Source organism: Leifsonia sp. ALI-44-B, from assembly GCF_001984125.1.
Classification (GTDB): Bacteria; Actinomycetota; Actinomycetes; order Actinomycetales; family Microbacteriaceae; genus Okibacterium.
In genome coordinates this window covers 296,967-319,676 of sequence record NZ_MTQL01000006.1, presented here as the reverse complement: position 1 = coordinate 319,676, position 22,710 = coordinate 296,967, and the positions used below count along the sequence as shown (strand labels likewise).

General features: G+C 66.0%; 22 protein-coding genes. 11 read left to right on the top strand and 11 right to left on the bottom strand.

The window, feature by feature from the left end; all coding sequences use genetic code 11:
- Nucleotide 1: 1 nt before the first annotated feature.
- The 4 genes from ALI44B_RS02565 (at nucleotide 2) to ALI44B_RS02550 (ending at nucleotide 2,729) form a co-directional block, all read left to right on the top strand.
- A complete protein-coding gene (locus tag ALI44B_RS02565) occupies nucleotides 2-1,213 on the top strand; it encodes a phosphoglycerate kinase (RefSeq protein ID WP_077053191.1) in 1,212 nt (403 codons plus the stop codon).
- The gene (gene tpiA, locus ALI44B_RS02560; protein WP_077053190.1) at nucleotides 1,207-1,995 is read left to right on the top strand and encodes a triose-phosphate isomerase; all 789 of its coding nucleotides are present in this window, start codon (nucleotides 1,207-1,209) and stop codon (nucleotides 1,993-1,995) included. Before ALI44B_RS02565 ends, tpiA begins: the two co-directional genes overlap by 7 nt.
- Nucleotides 1,996-2,075: 80 nt before the next feature.
- Complete coding sequence (secG, locus tag ALI44B_RS02555; protein ID WP_077053189.1) at nucleotides 2,076-2,327, top strand: preprotein translocase subunit SecG; 252 nt, start codon at nucleotides 2,076-2,078, stop codon at nucleotides 2,325-2,327.
- 30 nt (nucleotides 2,328-2,357) lie between these two features.
- Nucleotides 2,358-2,729 (top strand): RNA polymerase-binding protein RbpA, encoded by a 372-nt coding sequence (locus tag ALI44B_RS02550; protein WP_077053188.1) that lies wholly within the window; start codon nucleotides 2,358-2,360, stop codon nucleotides 2,727-2,729.
- Between the two features lie 391 nt (nucleotides 2,730-3,120).
- Here ALI44B_RS02550 and pgl read toward each other — a convergent pair whose 3' ends face one another.
- The 6 genes from pgl to tkt are packed head-to-tail and all read right to left on the bottom strand — an operon-like array spanning nucleotide 3,121 to nucleotide 11,304.
- Nucleotides 3,121-3,891, bottom strand: a complete 771-nt coding sequence (pgl, locus tag ALI44B_RS02545) for a 6-phosphogluconolactonase (protein ID WP_077053187.1) — start codon at nucleotides 3,889-3,891, stop codon at nucleotides 3,121-3,123.
- A complete protein-coding gene (locus ALI44B_RS02540) occupies nucleotides 3,892-4,878 on the bottom strand; it encodes a glucose-6-phosphate dehydrogenase assembly protein OpcA (RefSeq protein ID WP_077053186.1) in 987 nt (328 codons plus the stop codon).
- The gene (zwf, locus tag ALI44B_RS02535; protein ID WP_077053185.1) at nucleotides 4,875-6,419 is read right to left on the bottom strand and encodes a glucose-6-phosphate dehydrogenase; all 1,545 of its coding nucleotides are present in this window, start codon (nucleotides 6,417-6,419) and stop codon (nucleotides 4,875-4,877) included. The genes ALI44B_RS02540 and zwf overlap by 4 nt, the downstream gene beginning before the upstream one ends.
- A 16-nt stretch (nucleotides 6,420-6,435) precedes the next feature.
- Entirely contained in the window at nucleotides 6,436-8,058 is a 1,623-nt protein-coding gene (locus ALI44B_RS02530) for a glucose-6-phosphate isomerase (protein WP_077053184.1), read from the bottom strand.
- Nucleotides 8,055-9,164: a transaldolase gene (gene tal, locus ALI44B_RS02525; protein ID WP_077053183.1), complete on the bottom strand. Its 1,110-nt coding sequence runs from the start codon at nucleotides 9,162-9,164 to the stop codon at nucleotides 8,055-8,057. The genes ALI44B_RS02530 and tal overlap by 4 nt, the downstream gene beginning before the upstream one ends.
- Nucleotides 9,165-9,210: 46 nt before the next feature.
- The gene (gene tkt, locus ALI44B_RS02520) at nucleotides 9,211-11,304 is read right to left on the bottom strand and encodes a transketolase (protein WP_077053182.1); all 2,094 of its coding nucleotides are present in this window, start codon (nucleotides 11,302-11,304) and stop codon (nucleotides 9,211-9,213) included.
- 294 nt (nucleotides 11,305-11,598) lie between these two features.
- Between tkt and ALI44B_RS02515 the strand changes: the two genes are divergently transcribed.
- Nucleotides 11,599-12,531 carry a heme o synthase gene (locus ALI44B_RS02515; protein WP_077053181.1) on the top strand — a complete coding sequence of 311 codons (933 nt, stop codon included), beginning with the start codon at nucleotides 11,599-11,601 and terminating at the stop codon, nucleotides 12,529-12,531.
- A gap of 191 nt (nucleotides 12,532-12,722) precedes the next feature.
- Here the strand turns inward: ALI44B_RS02515 and ALI44B_RS02510 are convergent, their stop codons facing one another.
- Nucleotides 12,723-13,745, bottom strand: coding sequence for a COX15/CtaA family protein (locus ALI44B_RS02510; RefSeq protein WP_496507422.1), 1,023 nt, complete (start codon nucleotides 13,743-13,745; stop codon nucleotides 12,723-12,725).
- A 457-nt stretch (nucleotides 13,746-14,202) separates the two neighbouring features.
- On the opposite strand from ALI44B_RS02510, the gene sufB reads away from it, so the two are divergent.
- The 5 genes from sufB to ALI44B_RS02485 are packed head-to-tail and all read left to right on the top strand — an operon-like array spanning nucleotide 14,203 to nucleotide 18,264.
- Entirely contained in the window at nucleotides 14,203-15,621 is a 1,419-nt protein-coding gene (sufB, locus tag ALI44B_RS02505; protein WP_077053179.1) for a Fe-S cluster assembly protein SufB, read from the top strand.
- Nucleotides 15,622-16,830 carry a Fe-S cluster assembly protein SufD gene (sufD, locus tag ALI44B_RS02500; protein WP_077053178.1) on the top strand — a complete coding sequence of 403 codons (1,209 nt, stop codon included), beginning with the start codon at nucleotides 15,622-15,624 and terminating at the stop codon, nucleotides 16,828-16,830. It begins immediately after the preceding gene.
- A 2-nt stretch (nucleotides 16,831-16,832) separates the two neighbouring features.
- Nucleotides 16,833-17,156 (top strand): non-heme iron oxygenase ferredoxin subunit, encoded by a 324-nt coding sequence (locus tag ALI44B_RS02495; RefSeq protein ID WP_077053177.1) that lies wholly within the window; start codon nucleotides 16,833-16,835, stop codon nucleotides 17,154-17,156.
- Between the two features lie 4 nt (nucleotides 17,157-17,160).
- Complete coding sequence (gene sufC, locus ALI44B_RS02490) at nucleotides 17,161-17,925, top strand: Fe-S cluster assembly ATPase SufC (RefSeq protein WP_077053176.1); 765 nt, start codon at nucleotides 17,161-17,163, stop codon at nucleotides 17,923-17,925.
- A 9-nt stretch (nucleotides 17,926-17,934) separates the two neighbouring features.
- Complete coding sequence (locus ALI44B_RS02485) at nucleotides 17,935-18,264, top strand: metal-sulfur cluster assembly factor (protein WP_077053175.1); 330 nt, start codon at nucleotides 17,935-17,937, stop codon at nucleotides 18,262-18,264.
- Nucleotides 18,265-18,361: 97 nt separating this feature from the next.
- On the opposite strand, the gene ALI44B_RS02480 is transcribed toward ALI44B_RS02485, so the two are convergent.
- Nucleotides 18,362-18,991, bottom strand: coding sequence for a biotin transporter BioY (locus ALI44B_RS02480; RefSeq protein ID WP_077053174.1), 630 nt, complete (start codon nucleotides 18,989-18,991; stop codon nucleotides 18,362-18,364).
- A 132-nt stretch (nucleotides 18,992-19,123) separates the two neighbouring features.
- On the opposite strand from ALI44B_RS02480, the gene ALI44B_RS02475 reads away from it, so the two are divergent.
- Nucleotides 19,124-20,722 carry an ABC-F family ATP-binding cassette domain-containing protein gene (locus ALI44B_RS02475; protein ID WP_077053173.1) on the top strand — a complete coding sequence of 533 codons (1,599 nt, stop codon included), beginning with the start codon at nucleotides 19,124-19,126 and terminating at the stop codon, nucleotides 20,720-20,722.
- A 166-nt stretch (nucleotides 20,723-20,888) separates the two neighbouring features.
- Here the strand turns inward: ALI44B_RS02475 and ALI44B_RS02470 are convergent, their stop codons facing one another.
- The 3 genes from ALI44B_RS02470 to ALI44B_RS02460 are packed head-to-tail and all read right to left on the bottom strand — an operon-like array spanning nucleotide 20,889 to nucleotide 22,680.
- Nucleotides 20,889-21,806 (bottom strand): SURF1 family cytochrome oxidase biogenesis protein, encoded by a 918-nt coding sequence (locus ALI44B_RS02470; RefSeq protein WP_083709436.1) that lies wholly within the window; start codon nucleotides 21,804-21,806, stop codon nucleotides 20,889-20,891.
- Entirely contained in the window at nucleotides 21,803-22,030 is a 228-nt protein-coding gene (locus ALI44B_RS02465; protein ID WP_077053172.1) for a hypothetical protein, read from the bottom strand. The genes ALI44B_RS02470 and ALI44B_RS02465 overlap by 4 nt, the downstream gene beginning before the upstream one ends.
- Nucleotides 22,027-22,680 carry a DUF3099 domain-containing protein gene (locus tag ALI44B_RS02460; protein ID WP_077053171.1) on the bottom strand — a complete coding sequence of 218 codons (654 nt, stop codon included), beginning with the start codon at nucleotides 22,678-22,680 and terminating at the stop codon, nucleotides 22,027-22,029. The genes ALI44B_RS02465 and ALI44B_RS02460 overlap by 4 nt, the downstream gene beginning before the upstream one ends.
- Nucleotides 22,681-22,710: the final 30 nt, after the last annotated feature.

The window sequence follows — 22,710 nt, the reverse complement described above, 5'->3', positions numbered from 1 at the left end:
TATGTCTCTTCGCACACTCGAATCCCTGGGTTCGGTGGCGGGCAAACGCGTCGTCGTTCGGTGTGACCTCAATGTTCCTCTCAAGGATGGGGTCATCACCGACGACGGACGCGTTCGCGCGTCTCTGGAGACCCTCAACGTTCTGATCAACCAGGGCGCCCGCGTCATCGTCATCTCACACCTCGGTCGTCCCGATGGCGCCCCCGAGACGAAGTACTCGCTCGCGCCCGTAGCCCAGCGCCTCTCCGAGCTGCTCGGCAGCCCCGTCACCTTCGCCAGCGACACCGTCGGCGACAGCGCGCACGAGGCCGTCGAACAGCTGACCGACGGCAACGTGGTCCTGCTCGAGAACCTGCGCTTCAACCCGGGCGAGACGAGCAAAGACGCCGACGAACGCCGCGCGTTCGCCGCGCAGCTCGCCGAGTTCGGCGACGCCTTCGTGTCGGACGGCTTCGGGGTCGTGCACCGCAAGCAGGCCAGCGTCTACGAGCTTGCAGAACTCCTGCCGAGCGCCGCCGGCACGCTCATCGCCACCGAACTCGAGGTGCTCGACAAGCTCACCGAGAAGCCCGAGCGCCCCTACACGGTCGTCCTCGGCGGCTCGAAGGTGTCCGACAAGCTCGGAGTCATCGGTCACCTGCTCCCGCGCGTGGACAACCTCCTCGTCGGCGGCGGCATGCTCTTCACCTTCCTCAAGGCGCAGGGCCACAACGTGGGTTCCAGCCTTCTCGAAGAAGACCAGCTCGACACGGTTCGCGGCTACCTGGCCGAGGCCGAGAAGCGCGGCGTCAAAATCGTTCTGCCGACCGACGTGGCCGTCGCAGCGAAGTTCGACGAGACGGCCGAGCACGTCATCCGCAGTGTCGATGCGATCGAGGACACCCCGTTCGGTTCGTCCGGACTGGGTCTCGACATCGGTCCCGACACGTCGGAGGCTTTCGCCGCCATCATCCGCGATTCGAAGACCGTGTTCTGGAACGGCCCCATGGGCGTATTCGAGCTCACGCCCTTCGCCGCGGGCACCAAGGCCATCGCCCAGGCGCTCACCGAGACCGATGGCCTGAGCGTCGTCGGTGGCGGTGACTCCGCAGCGGCGGTTCGTGCGCTCGGTTTCACCGATGATCAGTTCGGTCACATTTCGACGGGAGGCGGAGCGAGCCTCGAATTCCTCGAAGGCAAGCGTCTCCCCGGCCTGGAGGTACTCGGATGGTAAACACCCGCACCCCGCTCATCGCGGGCAACTGGAAGCTCAACCTCGACCACCTGCAGGCGATCGCGTTCGTGCAGAAGTTGGCGTGGAGCCTGTCCGATGCCAAGCACGATCCGAGCACCGTCGAGGTCGCCGTGTTCCCGCCGTTCACCGACATCCGCTCGGTGCAGACGCTGGTTGCGGCAGACAAGCTGCCCATCGCCTATGGCGCTCAGGATGTCTCGGAGCACGAGTCGGGCGCCTACACCGGCGAGATCTCCGCCACGTTCCTGCGGGCACTCGAGTGCGGCTACGTCATCGTCGGCCACTCGGAGCGGCGCACGCTGCACAACGAGACCGACGAACAGATCGCCGGCAAGGTTGCTGCAGCCGTGCAGCACAACGTCGTTCCCGTCATCTGCGTGGGGGAGACGAGCGAAGACCTCGAGAAGCACGGCCCGAGTGCCGTGCCCGTCGCGCAGCTGAAGGTCGCCCTGTCGAAGATCTCGTCGACCGCCGACATCGTCGTGGCCTACGAGCCCGTGTGGGCTATCGGTTCCGGCCAGGCGGCCACGCCCGAGCAGGCGGAGAACGTTGCCGCGGCTCTGCGCGACGTCATCCGTGAGACGCTGGGTGACGAGGTCGCGCAGAAGACTCGTATTCTCTATGGCGGATCGGTGAAAGCCAACAACATCGCGGGCTTCATGCGTGAGCCCAACGTGGACGGCGCTCTCGTCGGCGGCGCGAGCCTCGACCTGAACGAATTCTCGAGCATCGTGCGCTACCAGAAACATGTTGGTGTGTGACGTTCGAGGTTTGACGCGCTTCTCCCGCTATAATTGACGACGGTCGCCGGAATTCCGGTTCCGCCGTATGAAAGGCCCCCGTGGAAATTCTTCAGGTAGTACTGCTGGTTGTGCTCGGCATCACGAGCCTCCTGCTCACGTTCCTCATCCTCTTGCACAAGGGGCGAGGTGGCGGGCTCTCCGACATGTTCGGTGGGGGTATGTCGTCGAACCTCGGGTCCTCCGGTGTCGCCGAACGAAACCTCAACCGCATCACGGTCATCCTGGGCCTGGTGTGGTTCGCCACCATCGTGGCGTTGGGTTTGATCACCAAGTTCCAGTCCGGCGTTTGATCGCCGAGTCAGACAGAAGGAGATAGGCACATGGCTGCAGGAGGAAGCGCAATCCGGGGATCCCGCGTAGGCGCAGGCCCCATGGGGGAGCAAGACCACGGTTTCCACGCCGAGCGCGTGGCGGTGTCTTACTGGGACGCCCTCGGCAACGAGACGGTTCGCCACTTCGCGGCAAACCTGCCCGACGAGGAGATCCCCGAGACGATCGACTGCCCCGCATCCGGTCTTCCGGCCGGTCGCGACCGGGCGAACCCGCCGGCACTGTCGAAGCTCGAGCCCTACAAGACGCACCTCGCATACGTGAAGGAACGTCGCACCGAGGAAGAAGCCGAGCAGCTGCTCGAAGAGGCTCTTCAGCAGCTCCGCGCACGTCGCGGAACGCTCGCCTCGGCGAAAAAGTAGACGCGAACGCACGCACTGATTCACGCAGAGAGGGCCGGGAACACACGTTCCCGGCCCTCTCTGTGTGTCCGCAAGGCGCTACCCGAGGCTCCCATCCTGAACGGGCGCGGCTAAGCCGCGCGGGGGGACTTACCCGGCGATCTGTGCTGCCTCGACGATTCAGACGAAGGACCCCTCGGCATACTCCCGCGCAGGGCTCAGCAAGCCCGCGGCGGAAAGGGTTTGGGAATCACACGTGTGGGCATAATGAAGGCAGCCCGTGAGCTGGGCCGCGATACCGATTCCCTGCTGAACAAGGCTCAGCCACACACACGTCGCACGCACACAAAATCGCCTCCCCGCACGGTGGCGAGGAGGCGATTCAGCGATTCTCCGATTCTCCGGGACGGGCCTAGTAGGACGGCGCGATGAGCGACTCCGGAACTTCAGCCGCGGCGTCCTGATCGACGAAGAAGACAGTGCGCTTGCGACCCTTGATACCGGCAACCGGAACCTCATGGAAGCTCGCGCCCGCCATGCCGAGGCCGAGGGCGGCCGCCTTGTCGGCGCCCGAAAGAACCAGCCAGATGCGGTCGGAGCCGTTGAGCACCGGACGGGTCAGGCTGAGGCGCAGGGGCGGCGGCTTCGGCGCATCGCGCACGGCAACCACAGGAACGTCTTTCACGCCCACCTCGGGACGGTCGGGGAAGAGCGACGCGATGTGCCCGTCGGGCCCGACACCCAAGAAGGTGATGTCGAAGCGCGGGACCTCGTTGCCATCCATCGCGAACCTCGCGAGCTCGGCCGTGTAGACGGCCACGGCCTCGTCGAGATCGGCGACCTCGTCAGAAGCCGGGAACGGGTGGATGTTCTCGGCGGGCACGGGGATGTGGTCGAGCAGAGCGGCACGCGCCCCGACATCGTTGCGATCCTCGTGACCGGCCGGAACGAAGCGCTCATCGCCCCACCAGAAGTGCACCCGAGTCCAGTCGACGCTGTCGCGTGCGCTGGACTCGTTGATGGCGCTCATCACGCCGGTGCCGGCGCGACCCCCGGTGAGGACGATGTTCGCTGTCCCCAGATCGTCCAACAGGTCGACGGTTTTGGTTATGAACCGGGCAGCTACCGATCCGAAGAGAGCGGTGTTGTCTGGGTGAACCAGCACGCGTCGATCGTTGGTCATCTAGTTTGAGCCTTTCGTGGGCAATTCAGCCTCGTCGAGCTGACCGAGACCAGTTGTGAGCACGTCGCCGTACAAATCGTCAGGATCGAGTCTACGCAATTCCTCGGCGAGGCAGTCACGCAGGCTGCGACGTGGTAATGCGAGGTCGTGCGTCGGCTGGTTCGGCTGGACGAGAGTCGCGACGTTGGCAACCGGACGCTCGAGGTCGATGTCTCCCGAAGCACGCGTCAACCGCACACCATGGATGCCGGAAGACCCGGCGCCGCGCGAGGTCAACTCGTGCTTCACGTTCACCTTGAGCTGCAGTTGCAGCCAGGCGGCGAGAAGAACCGTCGAGGGCGAGTCGGCCGCACCCGACACCTGCGCCTCGAGCACGGGCTCGTACGGCGGCTGGTCGAGAACGGCGGCGAGCTGCGCCCGCCACAGCGTCAGACGCGTCCACGCGAAGTCGGTATCACCGGGCGCGTAGGTGCGCGCCAGGTGCAGCAGGGCTTCGTGCGGATCATCCTGAGCCGAGGCATCGGTGATGCGTCGCTGAGCGATGCGTCCGAGAGGAGACGTGGAAGCCACCTCGGGTGCCTTACCGGGCCACCAGGCGACCACGGGGGCGTCGGGCAGGAGGAGGCCGGTGATCAGGCTTTCCTCGTTGTTGCCCGCTTCGCCGTAGGCGCGCAGGATGATGACTTCGCTCGCGCCGGCGTCGCCGCCAACGCGGATCTGCGCGTCGAGGCGAGCCGTCTTGGTGGCCGCGGCGGTCGCGGACGATCCCGCGGCATCCTCAGGCTCTTTGGCCAGCACGATCACGCGCATGGGGTGCTCGCGCGATGCATCGTTGGCCGCCTCGATCGCCACCTCTTCGGTGCCGAATTCGGCGGCGATCACGAGAGTCAGCACGCGGCCGAGGGCGACAGCGCCACCCTCGTCGCGAATCGTGACGAGCTTCTTGGTGATCTTGCTCGTCGTCGTGTCGGGAAGATCGACGATCATGGACGCCTCCAGGTTCGGCCGTCGCGGGCCATCAATTCATCGGCACCGGCAGGGCCCCAGGTGCCCGGCTGGTACTGCTCGAGCTTTCCACCCTGCTTCGCCCAGAACTCTTCGATCGGGTCGAGGATCTTCCACGAGAGTTCGACCTCTTCGTGGCGGGGGAACAGGGGCGGGTCGCCCAGGAGGACGTCGAGGATCAGGCGCTCGTAAGCCTCGGGGCTCGCCTCGGTGAACGCGTGACCATAACCGAAGTCCATGGTCACGTCGCGCACCTGCATGGCGGCACCAGGAACCTTCGAGCCGAACCGGATGGTGACACCCTCGTCGGGCTGAACGCGGATCACGAGTGCGTTCTCGCCCAGCTCGGAGGTCTGGCTCTTCTCGAAGAGGTACTGCGGCGCACGCTTGAACACGACGGCGATCTCGGTCACGCGGCGCCCCAGACGCTTACCCGCACGCAGGTAGAACGGCACACCGGCCCAACGACGCGTGTTGATGTCGAGGCGCATGGCGGCGTAGGTCTCGGTGGTCGATTCGGGGTTCATCCCGTCTTCGTCCAGGAATCCGAGGACCTCTTCGCCACCCTGCCATCCACCGGCGTACTGGCCGCGAGCGGTCGAGGTGGAGAGGTCTTCGGGCAGACGAACCGCCGCGAGCACCTTCTCTTTCTCGGCACGCAGATCAGCCGCGTCGAAGGAGATGGGCTCCTCCATGGCGGTCAGCGCGAGCAGCTGCAGCAGGTGGTTCTGGATGACGTCGCGGGCTGCGCCGATGCCATCGTAGTAACCGGCACGGCCGCCGACGCCGATGTCCTCGGCCATCGTGATCTGCACGTGGTCGACATAGTTGGCGTTCCAGATCGGCTCGTACATCTCGTTGGCGAAGCGCAGCGCCAGGATGTTCTGGACCGTCTCCTTGCCGAGGTAGTGGTCGATGCGGAACACCGAGTCGGCCGGGAAGACCGACTCGACGACAGCGTTCAGTTCGCGAGCCGTCTTGAGGTCGCTTCCGAAGGGCTTCTCGATGACGACGCGGCGCCACTCGCCATCGGCGGGTTCGGCCAGCCCCGAGCGGCGCAGCTGCTCGGTGACCAGCGGGAACGCCTTGGGCGGGATCGAGAGGTAGAACGCGTGGTTGCCCATCGTTCCCCGCTCGCGGTCGAGCTCGTGGATAGTCTCCTTGAGCTTCTCGAACGCCTCTTCGTCGCCGAATTCACCGGGAACGAAGCGGATGCCCTGGGCAAGCTGCGCCCAGACCTCTTCGCGGTATTCGGTGCGGGCGTGCTGCTTCACGGCGTCGTGGACGACCTCCATGAAGTCTTGGTCTTCCCAGTCACGCCGGGCGAAACCGACCAGGGCGAAACCGGGGGGCAAGAGCCCCCGGTTCGCCAGGTCGTAGACCGCCGGCATGAGTTTCTTGCGGGAAAGGTCGCCGGTCACACCGAAGATGATCAGGCCGCTGGGCCCGGCAATCCGGTTGAGACGGCGGTCGGAGGGCAACCGCAGCGGGTTGAACTCCGGGGTGATTTCCACCGGGGACATACTGCTCCTTGTGTGCCTAACGCTCGGAAGCGTTCAGGGATTCGAAGAGTTTTTCGACATCCGCCTGCGCATCGGTGAGCGTGAGGGTGACGACTGGACGGCCGTGCTCGGCGAGCACGCTGGCGTCACCGGCGGCCTGAGCCTGGATCAGCTGGCCGAAGGTGAACGGACGTTCCGGGATTTCGAGGTCGACGTTCGAGACCTCGGTGATCTGCAGGAACACGCCGGTGGCCGGGCCACCCTTGTGGTACTGACCGGTGGAGTGCAGGAACCGGGGTCCCCATCCGAAGGTCACGGGGCGTCCGGCGCGAGCCGCGAGCAGGTCGCGGATGCCGTCGAGCTGGGGGAGTGCCAGTCGGTTGACGTAGGCCTGGATGGCCACGTAACCGTCGGGTCCGAGCTCGGCGAGCAGGGCATCGACGACGGCCGAGACGCTGGAAGCGCCCGCGACCACGTTCGAGGTGCCGCGCACTTCGATGCCGCCGTCGACGAAGGCCGGGGCCGTCGCTTCGGGGCGGGCGTCGAGCAGGCCTCGCGTTGCAACCTTGGCCGACTCGACGTCGGGCTGGTCGAACGGGTTGATGCCGAGCAGGCGGCCGGCGATCGCGGTCGCGTACTCCCACACCATCATCTGGGCGCCGAGCGTGCCCGAAACGAGGATTTCTCCCACGTGACGGTCGTGCTTCAGCAGGTGGTGCTGGTCGGCGTCGTCGACGAGGCGAACGATCTGCACGTCGGGGTAACCCGCCGTGATCTCGGTCGACAGGGGTTCGAGGACGACGGGCAGGATGCCGGTGCCCTGCTTGCCCGTGGACTCGGCGATGAGCTGCTCGGCCCAGTCGGCGAAACCGACGATGTGGGTTCCGTCGGACACGATGCCGAGCTTGTCGCGACGGGGCGAGGTGCCCGCGATCGCGGCGGCCAGGATGAGGGCCGGGTTGTGGGCGTCGTCGATAGCGATGTCGACCAGGGCCGACTCCGCTTCATCGAGCAGCTCGTTGAGGTTCACACCGGCGAGGCCCGAGGGCACGAGGCCGAATGCCGTGAGCGCCGAGTAGCGGCCGCCGACGTTGGGGTCGGCGTTGAAGACCGTGTAACCGGCCTCGCGAGCCGACGCGTCGAGCGGCGAACCCGGGTCGGTGACAACGATGATGCGCTCGCGCGGGTCGATGCCGGCCTCGGTGAACGCGTACTCGTACGCGCGGCGCTGGCTGTCGGTCTCGACGGTCGAACCGGACTTCGAGGACACCACGAGGGCGCTGGTCTCGAGGCGGTCGTTCAGGGCGGAGAGCACCTGGCCGGGGGCGGTGGAGTCGAGCACGGTGAGCTCGACATCCATCGTCTTGGTGATGACCTCGGGGGCCAGCGACGAGCCGCCCATGCCACCCAGGACGATGTGGTTGACGCCACGCGCCGTGAGGGTTGCACGCAGCTCTTCGATCTGGGCCACGAGCGGTCGCGAGATGCTGACCGCTTCGACCCAGCCGAGGCGCTTGGCTGCTTCGGACTCGGCGTCCGCGCCCCACAGGCTCGGGTTCTGAGCCGTGATACCGGAAGCCACGAGGTCGTCGACGAGGGTCGGGACGACCTTCTGCACCGCCTCTTCGGCTGCGCCGGTCACATGGATCTTGAAACTCACTTGGCGGCCTCCAGAGCAGCGGTGACGGTGTCGAGCAGCTCGTTCCAGGAGACGATGAACTTCTCGACGCCCTCCTTCTCGAGCAGCGCGGTGACCTCGTCGTAGGAGACGCCGACGGCCGACAGGCGGTCGAGGATGGCGTTGGCCTCGTCGTAGGAACCGGTGATGGTGTCACCCGTGACCTCGGCGTGGTCGAACGTGGCCTCGAGCGTCTTCTCGGGCATGGTGTTGACGACGCCCGGCGCGACGAGCTGCGTCACGTAGAGCGTGTCGGGCAGCTCGGGGCTCTTGACACCCGTCGAGGCCCACAGGGGGCGCTGCTTGTTGGCGCCGGCCTGCAGCAGCACCTGGGCGCGCTCGGAGTCGAAGCTCTGCTCGAAGACCTCGTAGGCGAGCTGCGCGTTGGCGACGCCGGCCTTGCTCTTGAGCGACAGGGCCTCGTCGGAACCGATGGCGTCGAGACGCTTGTCGATCTCGGTGTCGACGCGCGACACGAAGAACGAGGCGACCGAGTGGATGGTCGACAGGTCGCGGCCGGCCTCCTTGGCCTTCTCGAGACCGGTCAGGTAGGCGTTGATGACCTCGCGGTAGCGCTCGAGCGAGAAGATCAGGGTGACGTTGACGCTGATGCCCTCGGCGATGACGGCCGTGATGGCTTCGAGGCCCTCGATCGTCGCGGGGATCTTGATCATGGCGTTGGGGCGGTCGACCTTGGCCCAGAGTGCCTTGGCCTCGGAGATGGTGCCGGCGGCGTCGTGCGCGAGGCCGGGCTCGACCTCGATCGACACGCGGCCGTCGAAGCCCTTGGAGGCGTCATAGACGGGGCGGAAGATGTCGGATGCATTGGCCACGTCGTCCGTGGTGATCTCGAACACGGCGGCGGTGACGTCTTTACCCGCGGCGGCGAGTTCGCGGACCTGCTCGTCGTAGGCCTCACCCTTGGACAGCGCCGAGGCGAAGATCGTGGGGTTCGTGGTCACGCCGACGACGTTGCGCTCGGCGATCAGCTTCTGCAGGCCTTCGGACTTGATGCGCTCGCGCGACAGGTCGTCGAGCCAGATGCTGACGCCGGCGGCGGACAGCTGTGCGGTGTTGGTTTCAGTCATTTTCTTCTGTTCTCCTTGTTGCTCGGTGGTCTGATCGTGGGAGCGATCAGTTGTCGCCGAGCGAGTCTTTGGCGGCCTGGACGACGGCTTCGCGGGTCATACCGAACTCGCGGAAGAGGGTCTTCCAGTCGGCGGATGCACCGAAGTGCTCGATCGAGACGGAGCGGCCGCGGTCGCCCACGATCTCGCGCCAGCCGAGCGAGAGCCCGGCTTCGACCGACACGCGAGCGGTGACGGCCTTGGGCAGCACCTTCTCGCGGTATTCCTCGCTCTGCTCGGCGAACCATTCGAGCGCGGGAGCCGAGACGACGCGGGCGTTGATGCCCTCGGCGGCCAGGTCTTCGCGCGCCTGAACGGCGAGCTGCAGTTCGGAACCCGTGGCGATGAGGATCACGTCGGGCGTGCCGTTCGGGGCCTCGGCCAGGATGTAAGCACCCTTGGCGACGTGCTTCGCCGAAGCGAAGGTGTCACCGGATGCTTCGTCTTCGCCGCGCTCGAACACGGTGATGTTCTGGCGCGTGAGGGCGATACCGGCGGGGCCTTCTTGGCGACGCAGGATCTCGAGCCAGGCGTAGCCGACCTCGTTGGCGTCACCGGGGCGGACCACGGCGAGGTTAGGGATGGCGCGCAGCGAGGCGATCTGCTCGATCGGCTGGTGCGTGGGGCCGTCTTCACCGAGGGCGACCGAGTCGTGCGTCCACACGAAGATGGACGGCACGTTCATGAGTGCGCCGAGGCGGACCGCGGGACGCATGTAGTCGCTGAAGATGAGGAACGTTCCACCGAAGGCGCGCGTCGGGCCGTGCAGCACGATGCCGTTGAGGATGGCTCCCATGGCGTGCTCGCGGATGCCGAAGTGCAGCACGCGGCCGTACTCGTTACCGGTCCACTCGTGCGTCGAGTGCTCGGACGGGATGAACGACGCGCCGGACTCGATGGTGGTGTTGTTCGACTCGGCGAGGTCGGCCGAACCGCCCCACAGCTCGGGCATGAGCGGTGCGATGGCGTTGAGCACCTTGCCGGAGGCGGCGCGGGTCGAAACGTCCTTGCCGGGCTCGAACACCGGGAGAGCCTCGACGAGGCCGTCGGGCAGTTCGCCGGAGAGCACGCGGTCGAGCAGCTGCTTCTTCTCGGGGTTCTTCTCGGCCCAGGCGTCGAACTTCTTGTTCCACTCCTGGTGGTCGGCTGCGCCGCGCTCCTGCAGCGAACGCGTGCGCTCGATGACCTCGTCGGCCACCTCGAAGGTCTGCTCGGGGTCGAAGCCGAGGACTTCTTTCACACCGCGCAGCTCGTCGGCGCCGAGGGCGGAGCCGTGGATCTTGCCCGTGTTCTGCTTCTTCGGCGAGGGCCATCCGATGATGGTGCGCAGCACGATGAGCGACGGACGGTCGGTCTCGCCCTTGGCGGCCTCGATGGCGTCGTGCAGCTCGTGCACGTCTTCGACGTATTCGCCGGTCTTCTTCCAGTCGACCGTCTGCACGTGCCAGCCGTAGGCCTCGTAGCGCGCCTTGACGTCTTCGGTGAAGGCGATGTTGGTGTCGTCTTCGATCGAGATCTGGTTGGAGTCGTAGATGGCGATCAGGTTGCCGAGCTGCTGGTGGCCGGCGAGCGAGGATGCTTCGCTCGTGACGCCTTCCTGCAGGTCGCCGTCGCCGGCGATGACATAGATGTTGTGGTCGAACGGGCTCTCACCGGCGGGGGTCTCGGGGTCGAACAGGCCGCGCTCGTAGCGAGCGGCGTAGGCGAAACCGACGGCGGAGGCGAGGCCCTGGCCGAGGGGGCCCGTGGTGATCTCGACACCCTTGGTGTGACCGTATTCGGGGTGACCGGGCGTGAGCGAACCCCAGGTGCGCAGAGCCTTGAGGTCGTCGAGCTCGAGGCCGTAGCCGCCCAGGTAGAGCTGGATGTACTGGGTCAGGGAGCTGTGCCCGACCGAGAGGATGAAGCGGTCACGCCCGAGCCAGTGAGTGTCGGTCGGGTCTTGCTTCATGACCTTCTGGAAGAGAAGGTATGCCGCGGGGGCGAGGCTCATCGCGGTGCCGGGGTGGCCGTTGCCCACCTTCTCGACGGCGTCTGCCGCCAGCACTCGGACGGTGTCTACCGCCTTGTTGTCGATGGAATCCCATTGCAGAGCTGCCACAGTCTTATTGACCCTTCTTGAGTTGCGGATGACCCTAACCCAGGCCGATCCGGAGGAGATAACACGCACGCGCTGGCATCGTTGGCAGAGTGACGGCACGGCACAGCCGAACACGTCTTGCGGGCATGCAGCCGCGCACGTATTGGTTGGCGAGCGTGTCAAGCATAGCGAGGATGCCTGCCACATTTCGGGAACGTTGCGGGTGATTTCGCCTCGGGCGCAACGGGTCTACAATTTGTGCCCCGCGCCGGATGACCTAGAATCGATAACAGATTTCCACCGGTTAGAGGAGCAATGGACGTTGCCGTAGAGCCCCAGGTCGGCCAGAGACCCATCGACTTCCGAACGAAGCTCAAAGGCTACGTCGCTTTGACGAAACCCCGGGTGATGGAGCTGCTGCTGGTCACCACCATCCCGGTGATGATCCTTGCCCAGAACGGTCTGCCCAATTTCTGGCTGATCGTCGCGACCGTCATCGGCGGCGCCATGAGCGCCGGGTCCGCTGCAGCATTCAACTGCTACATCGACCGCGACATCGACAAGGTGATGAACCGCACCAAGAATCGTCCGCTCGTCACGGGTGTCCTCACCCCGCGAGAGGCGTATGTCTTCGCCTGGGCGCTGGGCGTGCTGTCGACCGTGTGGCTCGCGCTCACGACCAACCTCGTGGCCGCCGCACTGTCCGTCGCCGCCATCCTCTTCTACGTGTTCATCTACACGCTGTGGCTCAAGCGCCGCACGCAGCAGAACATCATCTGGGGCGGCATCGCGGGCTGCTTCCCGGTTCTCATCGGATGGGCGGCCGTCACGGGCGATCTCACGTGGGCACCGTTCATCCTCTTCGGCGTCGTCTTCCTGTGGACCCCGCCGCACTACTGGCCCCTCTCCATGAAGTACCGCGAGGACTACAAGGCCGTCGGCGTCCCCATGCTCGCCGTCGTGCGCGGTCGCGCCCAGGTGGGCCTGCAGGTCATCCTCTACGCGTGGGCCACGGTCGCGTGCTCGCTGCTGCTGACGCCCGTCGCGCACATGGGTCTCATCTACACGGCGACGGCGCTCATTGCGGGCGGCTGGTTCATCTACGAGACGCACCGCCTGTACAACAGGGCCATCCGCGGCGAGAAGGTGTCGCCCATGCGCGTCTTCCACGGCTCGATCAGCTACCTCACGCTGCTGTTCTTGGCCGTGGCCATCGACCCGCTGCTGCTCTTCTTCCCCTTCAACTAGGCGCGGTCCGCACCTCCCCGCGAGCACGAAGAAGCCCCTCCAGTCATCCGACTTCGAGGGGCTTCTTCGTTGTGGGGGATCATCCGGTGACGACGACGGTCGAGCACCGCATGCGGGGCCGCCTCACCGGACAGGTGCTGTAACCGACCCATGTAGAGGGCCAAAGGGCCTACGACCCGGCATGGACCCGGTCAGTTGTTCAGCGGGTCAGCGCGTTGGGGCGTCAGTGCGTCGGGGCGTCGGCGGCGCGAGGATGTCTGCGCTGCGGCATCCAGGTCGGCAAGATCGTCGCCGGGGGAGAGGGCGATGGCCGGCGACTTGAGGTTGAGCACGACCGCGGTCATGGCCGAGGCCAGCAAGCACGCGAGAACCATGTGGATGCCCACGAGGATTGCGGGCAGCCCGAGGCGCGCCTGAGTGAGCCCCACGATGATCTGCACGACCTCGACGGCGAGGAGCAGGGCGGTCCAGCGACGCAGACCCACGTAGGGCGAGGCGAAGGCCCCGATCACGAGCACGAGTGTGAGCGCCAACGTGGCGTAGGCGGGCCAGCTGTGCACGTGCTGCAGGAACTCGGAGTCGAGCCCGTTTCGGGGCGCGTCGGCGTCACCCGCGTGCGGCCCCGAACCGGTCGTCAGGATGCCCACCACGATGGTGACGGCCACGACGGCGCTCGTGACGTGAGCCGTGATCGCATACCAGCGGGGCACGTCGAGGATGCGGTGCCCGGTGGGCGTGTAGATGCGGTAGACCAGGGCGGTCGACAGCGCCACGAGCACGACCGACACGACGAAGTGGAAGCCCACGACGTACGGGTTGAGCTTGGTCAGCACGCTGATGCCACCGATGATCGCCTGCGCCGGGATGCCGAGGCCGATGAGCAGGGTCAACACGAACAGGTCGCGGCGCTCGGCCCGGAACCGGATGACGGCCATGAAAGCTGCGATGGCGACGATGACGAGCACGAACGTGAGCAGGCGGTTGCCGAACTCGATGACACCGTGGATGCCCATCTCGGGCGTGTTCACGAGCGAACCCGTCGTGCACTTGGGCCACGTGGGGCAGCCGAGGCCGGATGCCGTGAGCCGCACGAGTCCGCCCGTGCCCACGATGACCGTCTGGACGACGAGCGTGGTCCAACCGAGGACACGCACTCGACGGTCGTCGACACCGTTCGGCAGCCAGTTCCAGAATCGGCGTGTCAGCGCTCTCAGGTTCTCCACGATCGACGCAGTCCGTTCTCTCAGATATTTCGTCACAACAAGCTGGGAGAGTGGGGCCTTTTACCCGTCTCTCCCTGTAGAATTGGCCCAGGTTCCACGTCGGAAGCACTGCAGAGGCAGGCCGAACGTTTGAACATCAAAGCTCGAGTTCACTCACAATTGTAAGTTCGCATCGCGCGGCCGCGGACACGTTCGCGGCCCGAGATCACAACTTGCACCGATGTGCTCGACCATCGACACGTTCCAACGAGCGGCTCATCACTGAGGCAGCCCTCGGAAAACCAGAAAGTCGGCCACCGAAGGCCATTGCACGTTCGCCCGTCGCTCGCGGCGCGTCGAGCGGTCAGCCTCCGAGACATCGGTGACCTGATCATGCGGTGATAATTCGGGCCCGGCGGGAATGCCGTGAACAGAGATCCTGTTTCTAGCGGTAGGAAAAGAGGTATTTATGTCTGATGTCTTGATCGACCGCCCCGAGCTCGAGTCTCTGGGTCAGTACGAGTTCGGCTGGTCCGACTCCGATGCGGCCGGCGCTTCCGCCCGTCGTGGAATTTCCCCCGAGATCGTCGCCGACATCTCGCGCTTGAAGAACGAGCCCGAGTGGATGCTCCAGCGACGCCTGAAGGCGCTTCAGCTGTTCGAGCGCAAACCGATGCCCACGTGGGGTGCCGACCTGTCGGACATCGACTTCGACAACATCAAGTACTTCGTGCGTTCCACGGAGAAGCAGGCCCAGACGTGGGAAGACCTGCCCGAAGACATCCGCAACACCTACGAGAAGCTCGGCATCCCCGAGGCCGAGCGTCAGCGCCTGGTCGGTGGCGTCGCGGCTCAGTACGAGTCCGAGGTCGTCTACCACCAGATCCGCGAAGACCTCGAGCAGCAGGGTGTCATCTTCAAAGACACCGACACGGCGCTGCGCGAGCACCCCGAGATCTTCGAAGAGTACTTCGGCACCGTCATCCCCTCGGGTGACAACAAGTTCGCGGCGCTCAACACGTCCGTCTGGTCGGGTGGCTCGTTCGTCTACGTGCCGCCGGGCGTGCACGTCGACATCCCCCTGCAGGCCTACTTCCGCATCAACACCGAGAACATGGGCCAGTTCGAGCGCACGCTGATCATCGCCGACGAGGGCAGCTACGTGCACTACATCGAGGGCTGCACGGCTCCCATCTACAAGTCCGACTCGCTGCACTCGGCCGTGGTCGAGATCATCGTGAAAAAGAACGCCCGCGTTCGCTACACGACGATCCAGAACTGGTCGAACAACGTCTACAACCTGGTCACCAAGCGCGCCACGGTCGCCGAGGGCGCGACCATGGAGTGGATCGACGGCAACATCGGTTCCAAGGTCACCATGAAGTACCCGTCCATCTACCTCATGGGCGAGCACGCCAAGGGCGAGACGCTCTCCGTGGCCTTCGCGGGCCCCGGCCAGCACCAAGACGCCGGCGCCAAGATGATCCACATGGCTCCCTACACGCAGTCGTCGATCGTCTCCAAGTCGATCGCCCGTGGCGGCGGTCGTGCCGGTTACCGCGGCGAGGTCCGTGTCGACGCAGCCGCGCACCACTCGGCCAACACCGTGCGTTGCGACGCTCTGCTCGTCGACACCATCTCGCGCAGCGACACCTATCCCGCGATCGACATCCGCGTCGACGATGTGCAGCTCGGCCACGAGGCCACCGTCTCGAAGGTCAGCGAAGAGCAGCTCTTCTACCTGATGTCGCGCGGCATGCCCGAAGACGAGGCCATGGCCATGATCGTGCGCGGGTTCATCGAGCCCATCGCCCGCGAACTGCCGATGGAATACGCGCTCGAACTCAACAAGCTCATTGAAATGGGCATGGAAGGATCCGTCGGTTAAATGTCGACCCAAGCACCAGAAGCAACAACGAGTCGCCTCGACGAGTCGGGTCAGCACGGATTCAAGGCACACTCGGATGGCGGCTACGTTCCCGTGCAGACCCGCTCCGCGCGGTTCGCGTCGACGAGCGTCCTCGACTTCCCGACGGTCACCGGCCGCGAAGCCGTGTGGAAGCTCACGCCCGTAGCCACCGTCGCATCTCTCATCGACGGTGAGCTGGATGGCTCGGGGTACGAGTTCCAGGCCGAGCCGGGCGTCGGCATCGACATCAGCTGGGTCGATCGCACCGACGCCCGCGTGGGTACGGCCGGCATCCCCGAAGAACGTGCCTCGGCCAACGCGTGGAGCTCGTTCGAGAAGGCTCTCGCGATCACTGTCTCGGGCGAAGAGGCAGCGTCGGTCACCGTCGCGCGCTCCGCTCTCGGAACGGCACCGCGCGCCGCGCACACGATCATCGAGGCCAAGCCGTTCAGCCAGGGTCTCGTCATCCTGCAGAACGACGGCGACGCCCAGCTCACCGAGAACGTCGAGATCATTGTGGGCGACAGCGCCTCGCTGACCGTCGTCACCGTGCAGCAGTGGAACGACGACGCCCTGCACCTGGCATCGCACTTCGCCAAGATCGGCCGCGACGCCAAGCTCAAGCACGTCGTCGTGACGCTCGGCGGCAAGGTCGTGCGCGTCAACCCGACGACGCACCTCGCCTCGCAGGGCGCCGACGTCGAAGCGCTCGGCCTGTACTTCTCCGACGCCGGTCAGCACCTCGAGCAGCAGGTCTACGTCAACCACGATGCGCCCAACACGCGCAGCCGCGTCAACTACAAGGGTGCCCTGCAGGGCGCCGGCGCCCGCACAGTGTGGATCGGCGACGTGCTCATCCAGCAGAGCGCCCCCGGCACCGACAGCTACGAGCAGAACCGCAACCTCGTGCTCACCGATGGAACGCGCGCCGACTCGGTGCCGAACCTCGAGATCGAGACGGGCGACATCCAGGGCGCCGGCCACGCCAGCGCGACCGGTCGCTTCGACGACGAGCAGCTCTTCTACCTGCAGGCCCGCGGCATCCCCGAGGCTCAGGCGCGCCGACTCGTCGTGCGCGGCTTCCTGACCGAGATCGTGCAGAAGATCGGCGTCGCCGAGCTCGAAGAGCGGCTGCAGGCGGCGATCGAAGACGAGCTGGCGAAAACCGCCATCACCGGGGGCGAATAAACATGGCCCCCCGCGTCTGTTCCGTCTCGGAGCTCTCGCCCAACCAGGCCAAGCGCGTGGTGGTCGAGGGACATCCCATCGCCCTCGTTCAAGACTCGGCCGGCGACATCTTCGCCATCGGCGACACGTGCACGCACGGAGACATTTCGCTCTCCGAAGGTTTCGTCGAGAACGACACGCTCGAATGCTGGGCGCACGGTTCGCAGTTCTCGCTCACCACGGGTAAGCCGCTCACGCTGCCCGCCTATGAACCCGTCCCGGTCTACAACGTAGACGTGGTCGACGGCGACATCTTCATCGACCCGACCGTAACGAAAGAGATTTAGATCCATGTCTGTACTCGAGATCCGCGACCTGCACGTCAGCGTCGAAACCGAACAGGGCACGAAGCCCATCCTCAAGGGCGTCGACCTGACGATCCGCACGGGTGAGACGCACGCCATCATGGGCCCCAACGGCTCGGGCAAGTCCACGCTGGCCTACACGATCGCCGGCCACCCCAAGTACACGGTCGACTCGGGCAGCATCACGCTCGACGGCGAAGACGTCCTCGCCATGAGCGTCGACGAGCGCGCCCGCGCGGGCCTGTTCCTCGCCATGCAGTACCCGGTCGAGATCCCCGGTGTGACCGTCACGAACTTCCTGCGCACGGCCAAGACGGCCATCGACGGTGAGGCTCCCTCCATCCGCCACTGGATCAAAGACGTCAAGAAGTCGATGACCGACCTGCGCATGGATGCCGCGTTCGCCGAGCGCAACGTCAACGAAGGCTTCTCGGGTGGCGAGAAGAAGCGCCACGAGATCCTGCAGCTCGAGCTGCTCAAGCCGAACTTCGCCGTACTCGACGAAACCGACTCCGGCCTGGACGTCGACGCGCTCAAGATCGTCTCCGAGGGCGTCAACCGCGCCAAGGAGAACACCGGTCTCGGCGTTCTGCTGATCACGCACTACACGCGCATTCTGCGGTACATCAAGCCCGACTTCGTGCACGTGTTCGTCGCCGGAAAGGTCGCCGAAGAGGGCGGCCCCGAGCTCGCCGACCGTTTGGAAGAAGAGGGTTACGACCGCTTCCTCACGGCCGAAGCGTCTGCCTAAGATAACGACATGGTTACCACACTGGCACCGCAGAAGTTCGACGAGGTCGAAGAGGCCCTGAAGGACGTCATGGACCCCGAGCTCGGCGTCAACGTCGTCGACCTCGGCCTCATCTACGACCTCGGTTGGGATGACGAGAACGACGCCCTCATCATTCACATGACCCTCACCTCGGCCGGCTGCCCGCTGACCGACGTGCTCGAGGAGCAGACCGCCCAGGCGCTGGATGGCGTCGTCGACGCGTTCCGCATCAACTGGGTCTGGATGCCGCCGTGGGGCCCCGAGCGCATCACCGACGATGGTCGGGACATGATGCGCGCGCTGGGCTTCTCGATCTAGGCACGGCTCAGGCTCAGGCAACTCGACAAACGAAAAGGCGCGCTCCCTCGCGGGGAGCGCGCCTTTCTCGTTGCTGCGGGTCGTTTCCCGCGAGCCGCTACTTCGCGGAGCCGTCCTTGCGGGCGTCGATCGCGCGGACGCCTTTCCAGGCGAGGGGCAGCACGCCCGCGGCGATGGCTGCCTTCACGATGCCGCCGATGATGAACGGCTGCACTCCGAGCGCCAGAACGTTGGCGAGCGAGTTGTCGATGCCCAGGTTGCCGAGCACGATGGCCATGTAGGGCACGCCGAACAGGAACGGGACGATGCTGGCGAGGATGAAGCCGAGGAAGGCGAGCCAGAACTTCTTGTCCCAGTTGCGTTCGGCGAGCCATCCGACCAGGCCGGCCGTGAAGACCATGCCGATGATGAAACCGAAGCTCGGCTTCAGCACACTGAGCGGGCCGCCCGTGAACTCGGCGAAGATCGGCAGACCGGCGACGCCCAGCACGAGGTAGAGCGCGAGTGACGCGAACCCACGGCGGGCGCCGAGCGACGCGCCGACGAGGATGACCGCGAGGGTCTGACCGGTGATGGGAACGGGCCAGAGCGGGATGCTCACCTGGGCGAGGCCGGCGACGACAGCGGTGCCTGCGACCACGAGGGCTGCATCGGTGGCGAGGCTGCGATTCTGCACGAGCGCGTCGGCGAGCGTGGGGCGGGCCCGGTCGAATGTCACACTGGTCATGGGTCTCCTTGATGAAGATCGGTGGGGGATCTGGCCGGACGATTATCGAACCGTCGGCCCAGGATTTATACTAGAGGGCTGACCCCCCTGAACGACGTTGTATGAACGTCACCAAAGAATAGGACTTTGCCTGTGCTGAGTGTGCACGACCTCGAGATTCGTGTCGGCGCACGCGTCCTCATGGAAGACGTCAACTTCCGCGTTTCCGCCGGCGAGAAGATCGGGCTCGTCGGTCGCAACGGCGCCGGCAAGACCACGCTCACCAAGACCCTCGCGGGCGAGCTGCCCCCGACGGCAGGCAAGATCGAATACACGGGTGAGATCGGCTATCTGCCGCAGGACCCGCGCTCGGGCAACCCCGACGACCTCGCACGCACGCGCATCCTCGACGCCCGCGGCCTCGGCCAGGCCGTCTTACAGATGAGCAAGGCGATGGAGGAGATGGCGTCGCCCGACGCCGCCATCAGCGACGCGGCCATGAAGCGTTACGGCGCGATCGAAGACCGCTTCCTCGCCCTCGGGGGCTACGCCGCCGAAGCCGAGGCCGCCTCGATCGCGTCCAACCTGAGCCTTCCCGATCGCATCCTCGATCAGCCGCTCCGCACCCTCTCCGGTGGTCAGCGTCGACGCATCGAGCTCGCACGCATCCTCTTCTCGGGTGCCGAAACGATGCTGCTCGACGAGCCCACCAACCACCTCGACGCCGATTCCGTCGTGTGGCTGCGCGAATTCATCAAGAACTACCAGGGTGGCGTGGTCATGATCAGCCACGATGTGGAGCTCGTGGGCGAGACCGTGAACCGCGTGTTCTACCTCGACGCCAACCGCATGGTGATCGACGTGTACAACATGAACTGGAAGAACTACCAGCGGCAGCGCGCCGCCGACGAGGAGCGCCGCAAGAAGGAGCGCGTCAACGTCGAGAAGAAGGCGACCGCGCTGCAGTTGCAGGCCGCGAAGTTCGGGGCCAAGGCATCCAAGGCCGCTTCGGCGCACCAGATGGTCGCGCGGGCCGAACGCATGCTGTCGGGGCTCGACGAGGTGCGGGCGGTCGACCGCGTGGCCAAGCTGCGCTTTCCCGCGCCCGCCCCGTGTGGTCGCACGCCGCTCATGGCGAGCGACCTGTCGAAGAGCTACGGCTCGCTCGAGATCTTCACGGCCGTCGACCTCGCGATCGACCGCGGCTCGAAGGTCGTCATCCTGGGCTTCAACGGCGCGGGCAAGACGACTCTCCTGCGCATGCTCGCGGGCGTCGACAAGCCTGACACCGGGCAGATCGAGCCGGGGCACGGCCTGCGCATCGGCTACTACGCCCAGGAGCACGAGACCATCGACGTGAAGCGTTCGGTGCTCGAGAACATGGTGTCGTCGTCGCCGCACATCACCGAGACCGAGGCGCGCAAGGTGCTGGGCTCGTTCCTCTTCACGGGTGACGACGCACATAAGCCCGCTGGCGTGCTGTCCGGTGGAGAGAAGACGCGTCTGGCCCTTGCCATGCTCGTCGTCTCGGCGGCCAACGTGCTGCTGCTCGACGAACCGACGAACAACCTCGACCCGGCGAGCCGCGAGGAGATCCTCGACGCCCTGGCGCACTACGAAGGCGCCGTCGTGCTCGTGAGCCACGATGAGGGTGCCGTCGAGGCGCTCAACCCGGAGCGCGTGCTGATTTTGCCCGACGGTGTCGAAGACCACTGGAACAAGGACTACGCCGACCTGATTTCGCTGGCGTAGGTTCGGTCGGTCTCAACGCCGGCACGGACGAACGGACTCAAGGGGTTGGCTGCAGTGCGCAGTCAGCCCCTTCGTCGTTAATGGCCATGGACGAGCGGACCTGACGGGGGCCGCTCGCGCAGCACTCGTTGCGGCTCACAGCTCGCAGCGGAACGGAGGGCTCAGGTCAGCGACCCGAGCCGAGGATGGCGTCTTCGACCTCGTTGTCCGACTCCGCCTGGGCGATGGCCTTCTTGCGGGCGCGCTCGTCGGCGCGGATACGCTCCTCCGGGTCGTCGGCGTTCAAGTTGCGGTACTCCTGGCGCACGGCCCAACCGAAGCCGATGAAGCCCAGGATGGCGAAGACGAACCACTGGAACGAATACGACAGGTGCGGGCCCTCATCGGGAGTGGGACGCGTGACGCCGACGGGTGCGGCCTCGGCCGGTGCCGGTGACTCACTCGCCAGCAAACCGTAGGCGCCCGTGTAGGTGGGTTCGTCCAGCGTCTTCTGCAGATCATCGAGCTGGATGGTTGCGATCTGGCCCTCGGGGGCGCCACGGCCGGGCAGCGTGGGCTCTCCGGCCTTGAGGCGCGCCGACACGGTGACCTCGCCGGCCGGGGGAGCCGGGATGTTGTCGGGGGAGTCTTGGCCGCTCCCCGTCGGCAGCCAGCCGCGGTCGACGATGAAGATGTCGCCGTTCGCCAGCTCGAGCGGAGTGATGACCTCGAAGCCGGGGTTGCCGTTGAGGGGACGGTTGCGCACGAGCACCTGCTCGTCCACGAGGTAGGTTCCGGTGACGCTCACGGGCAACCACTTGTCGTCCTCGTCGAAGGAGTCGAGCGAGGGGAGAGCCTGGTCGATGGGCACGGGCGTGTGGTCGAAGTTGGCGGCGACGCGGTCGATCTCGACGCGGGCCTCGGCACGTCGGGCCAGCTGCCAAGCGCCGAGGGCGCAGCAGACGAGTGCGAACACGATGACGAGGGCGAGATATCCGGCCCAGCGTTTGGAGAAGGCAAAGGACCAGCCGGGGCCGGCCGGAACCGGGCGGCCGGAGGGGGTGGCGGCGGACGAACGGGCGGTGCGCTGATCGGGAGACGTCATTCGGCGGTCCTCTCGAAGGCTACGACCCGGACGGGGAACTCACGCGCGGCCAGGAAATCGCGCAGGTACTCGACGTGCTCATCGCAGGCCAACCACACTTTCACGCGATCGGGGGTGTGGATCTTCGGGTTGCGCCATTCGACCCGGGACGAGGCGGCAGCGCGGCATCCGGCTCGGGAGCATTGCGCGACGGAGGGGTCGTTGCCGAGATCGAACAAGCTCATGAGGCGCGCCGATCGGCGGTGGGTCCGGCGTCGTCGACGACCTCGGCGTCCTCGGCGTCCGGAACGCTTCGGGTGGCATCGCCCGACCGACCGGAATCGCCGGGGGGAGTGGCATTGTCGGATTCACGAACGTTCTCGGGAACGACGAACACATTGTCGCTCGTCGATGTGCGTCGCGCAGCGGGCGCGCTGGATCCGGGCTGGGCAGCCGCGGCCGAGGATGTGGCCGCGTTCGCGGTCGTACCGGCTGTGGCCGTAGGCGTAGATGCGCCGGTCGGCGGTGCGTCGTCGCCCGCTCGAGCCGAACCTTCGCTCGAGGCTGTGGCACGCTCGTCCCCACCGTCGGGTCTTGCGGCACGTTCGCCGCGAGGCTCGTCGGCAAAACGCGCCGGCCGGCCCACGGGCACGAGGGCCCCCGGGCGCTCGACGTCGGGCTGCGGGGGAGTGTTGCCCACGTTGGCCAACACGACGGCGATGTAAGGCAGGATGATGGCGCCGGCGGCGATGATCCACATGGCCCATCCGCGCACGAAAACGAGGAGCACGACACAAACGACGCGGATGCTCATGGCAACCGTGTACTTGATCATCCTGCTGCGTCGATCGTCTTCCGGCGACGGTGGCAGGGACGTGATGGCCTGCGTTTTCATATGGGTCAAGCCTACGTCTTCCCCTCGCCT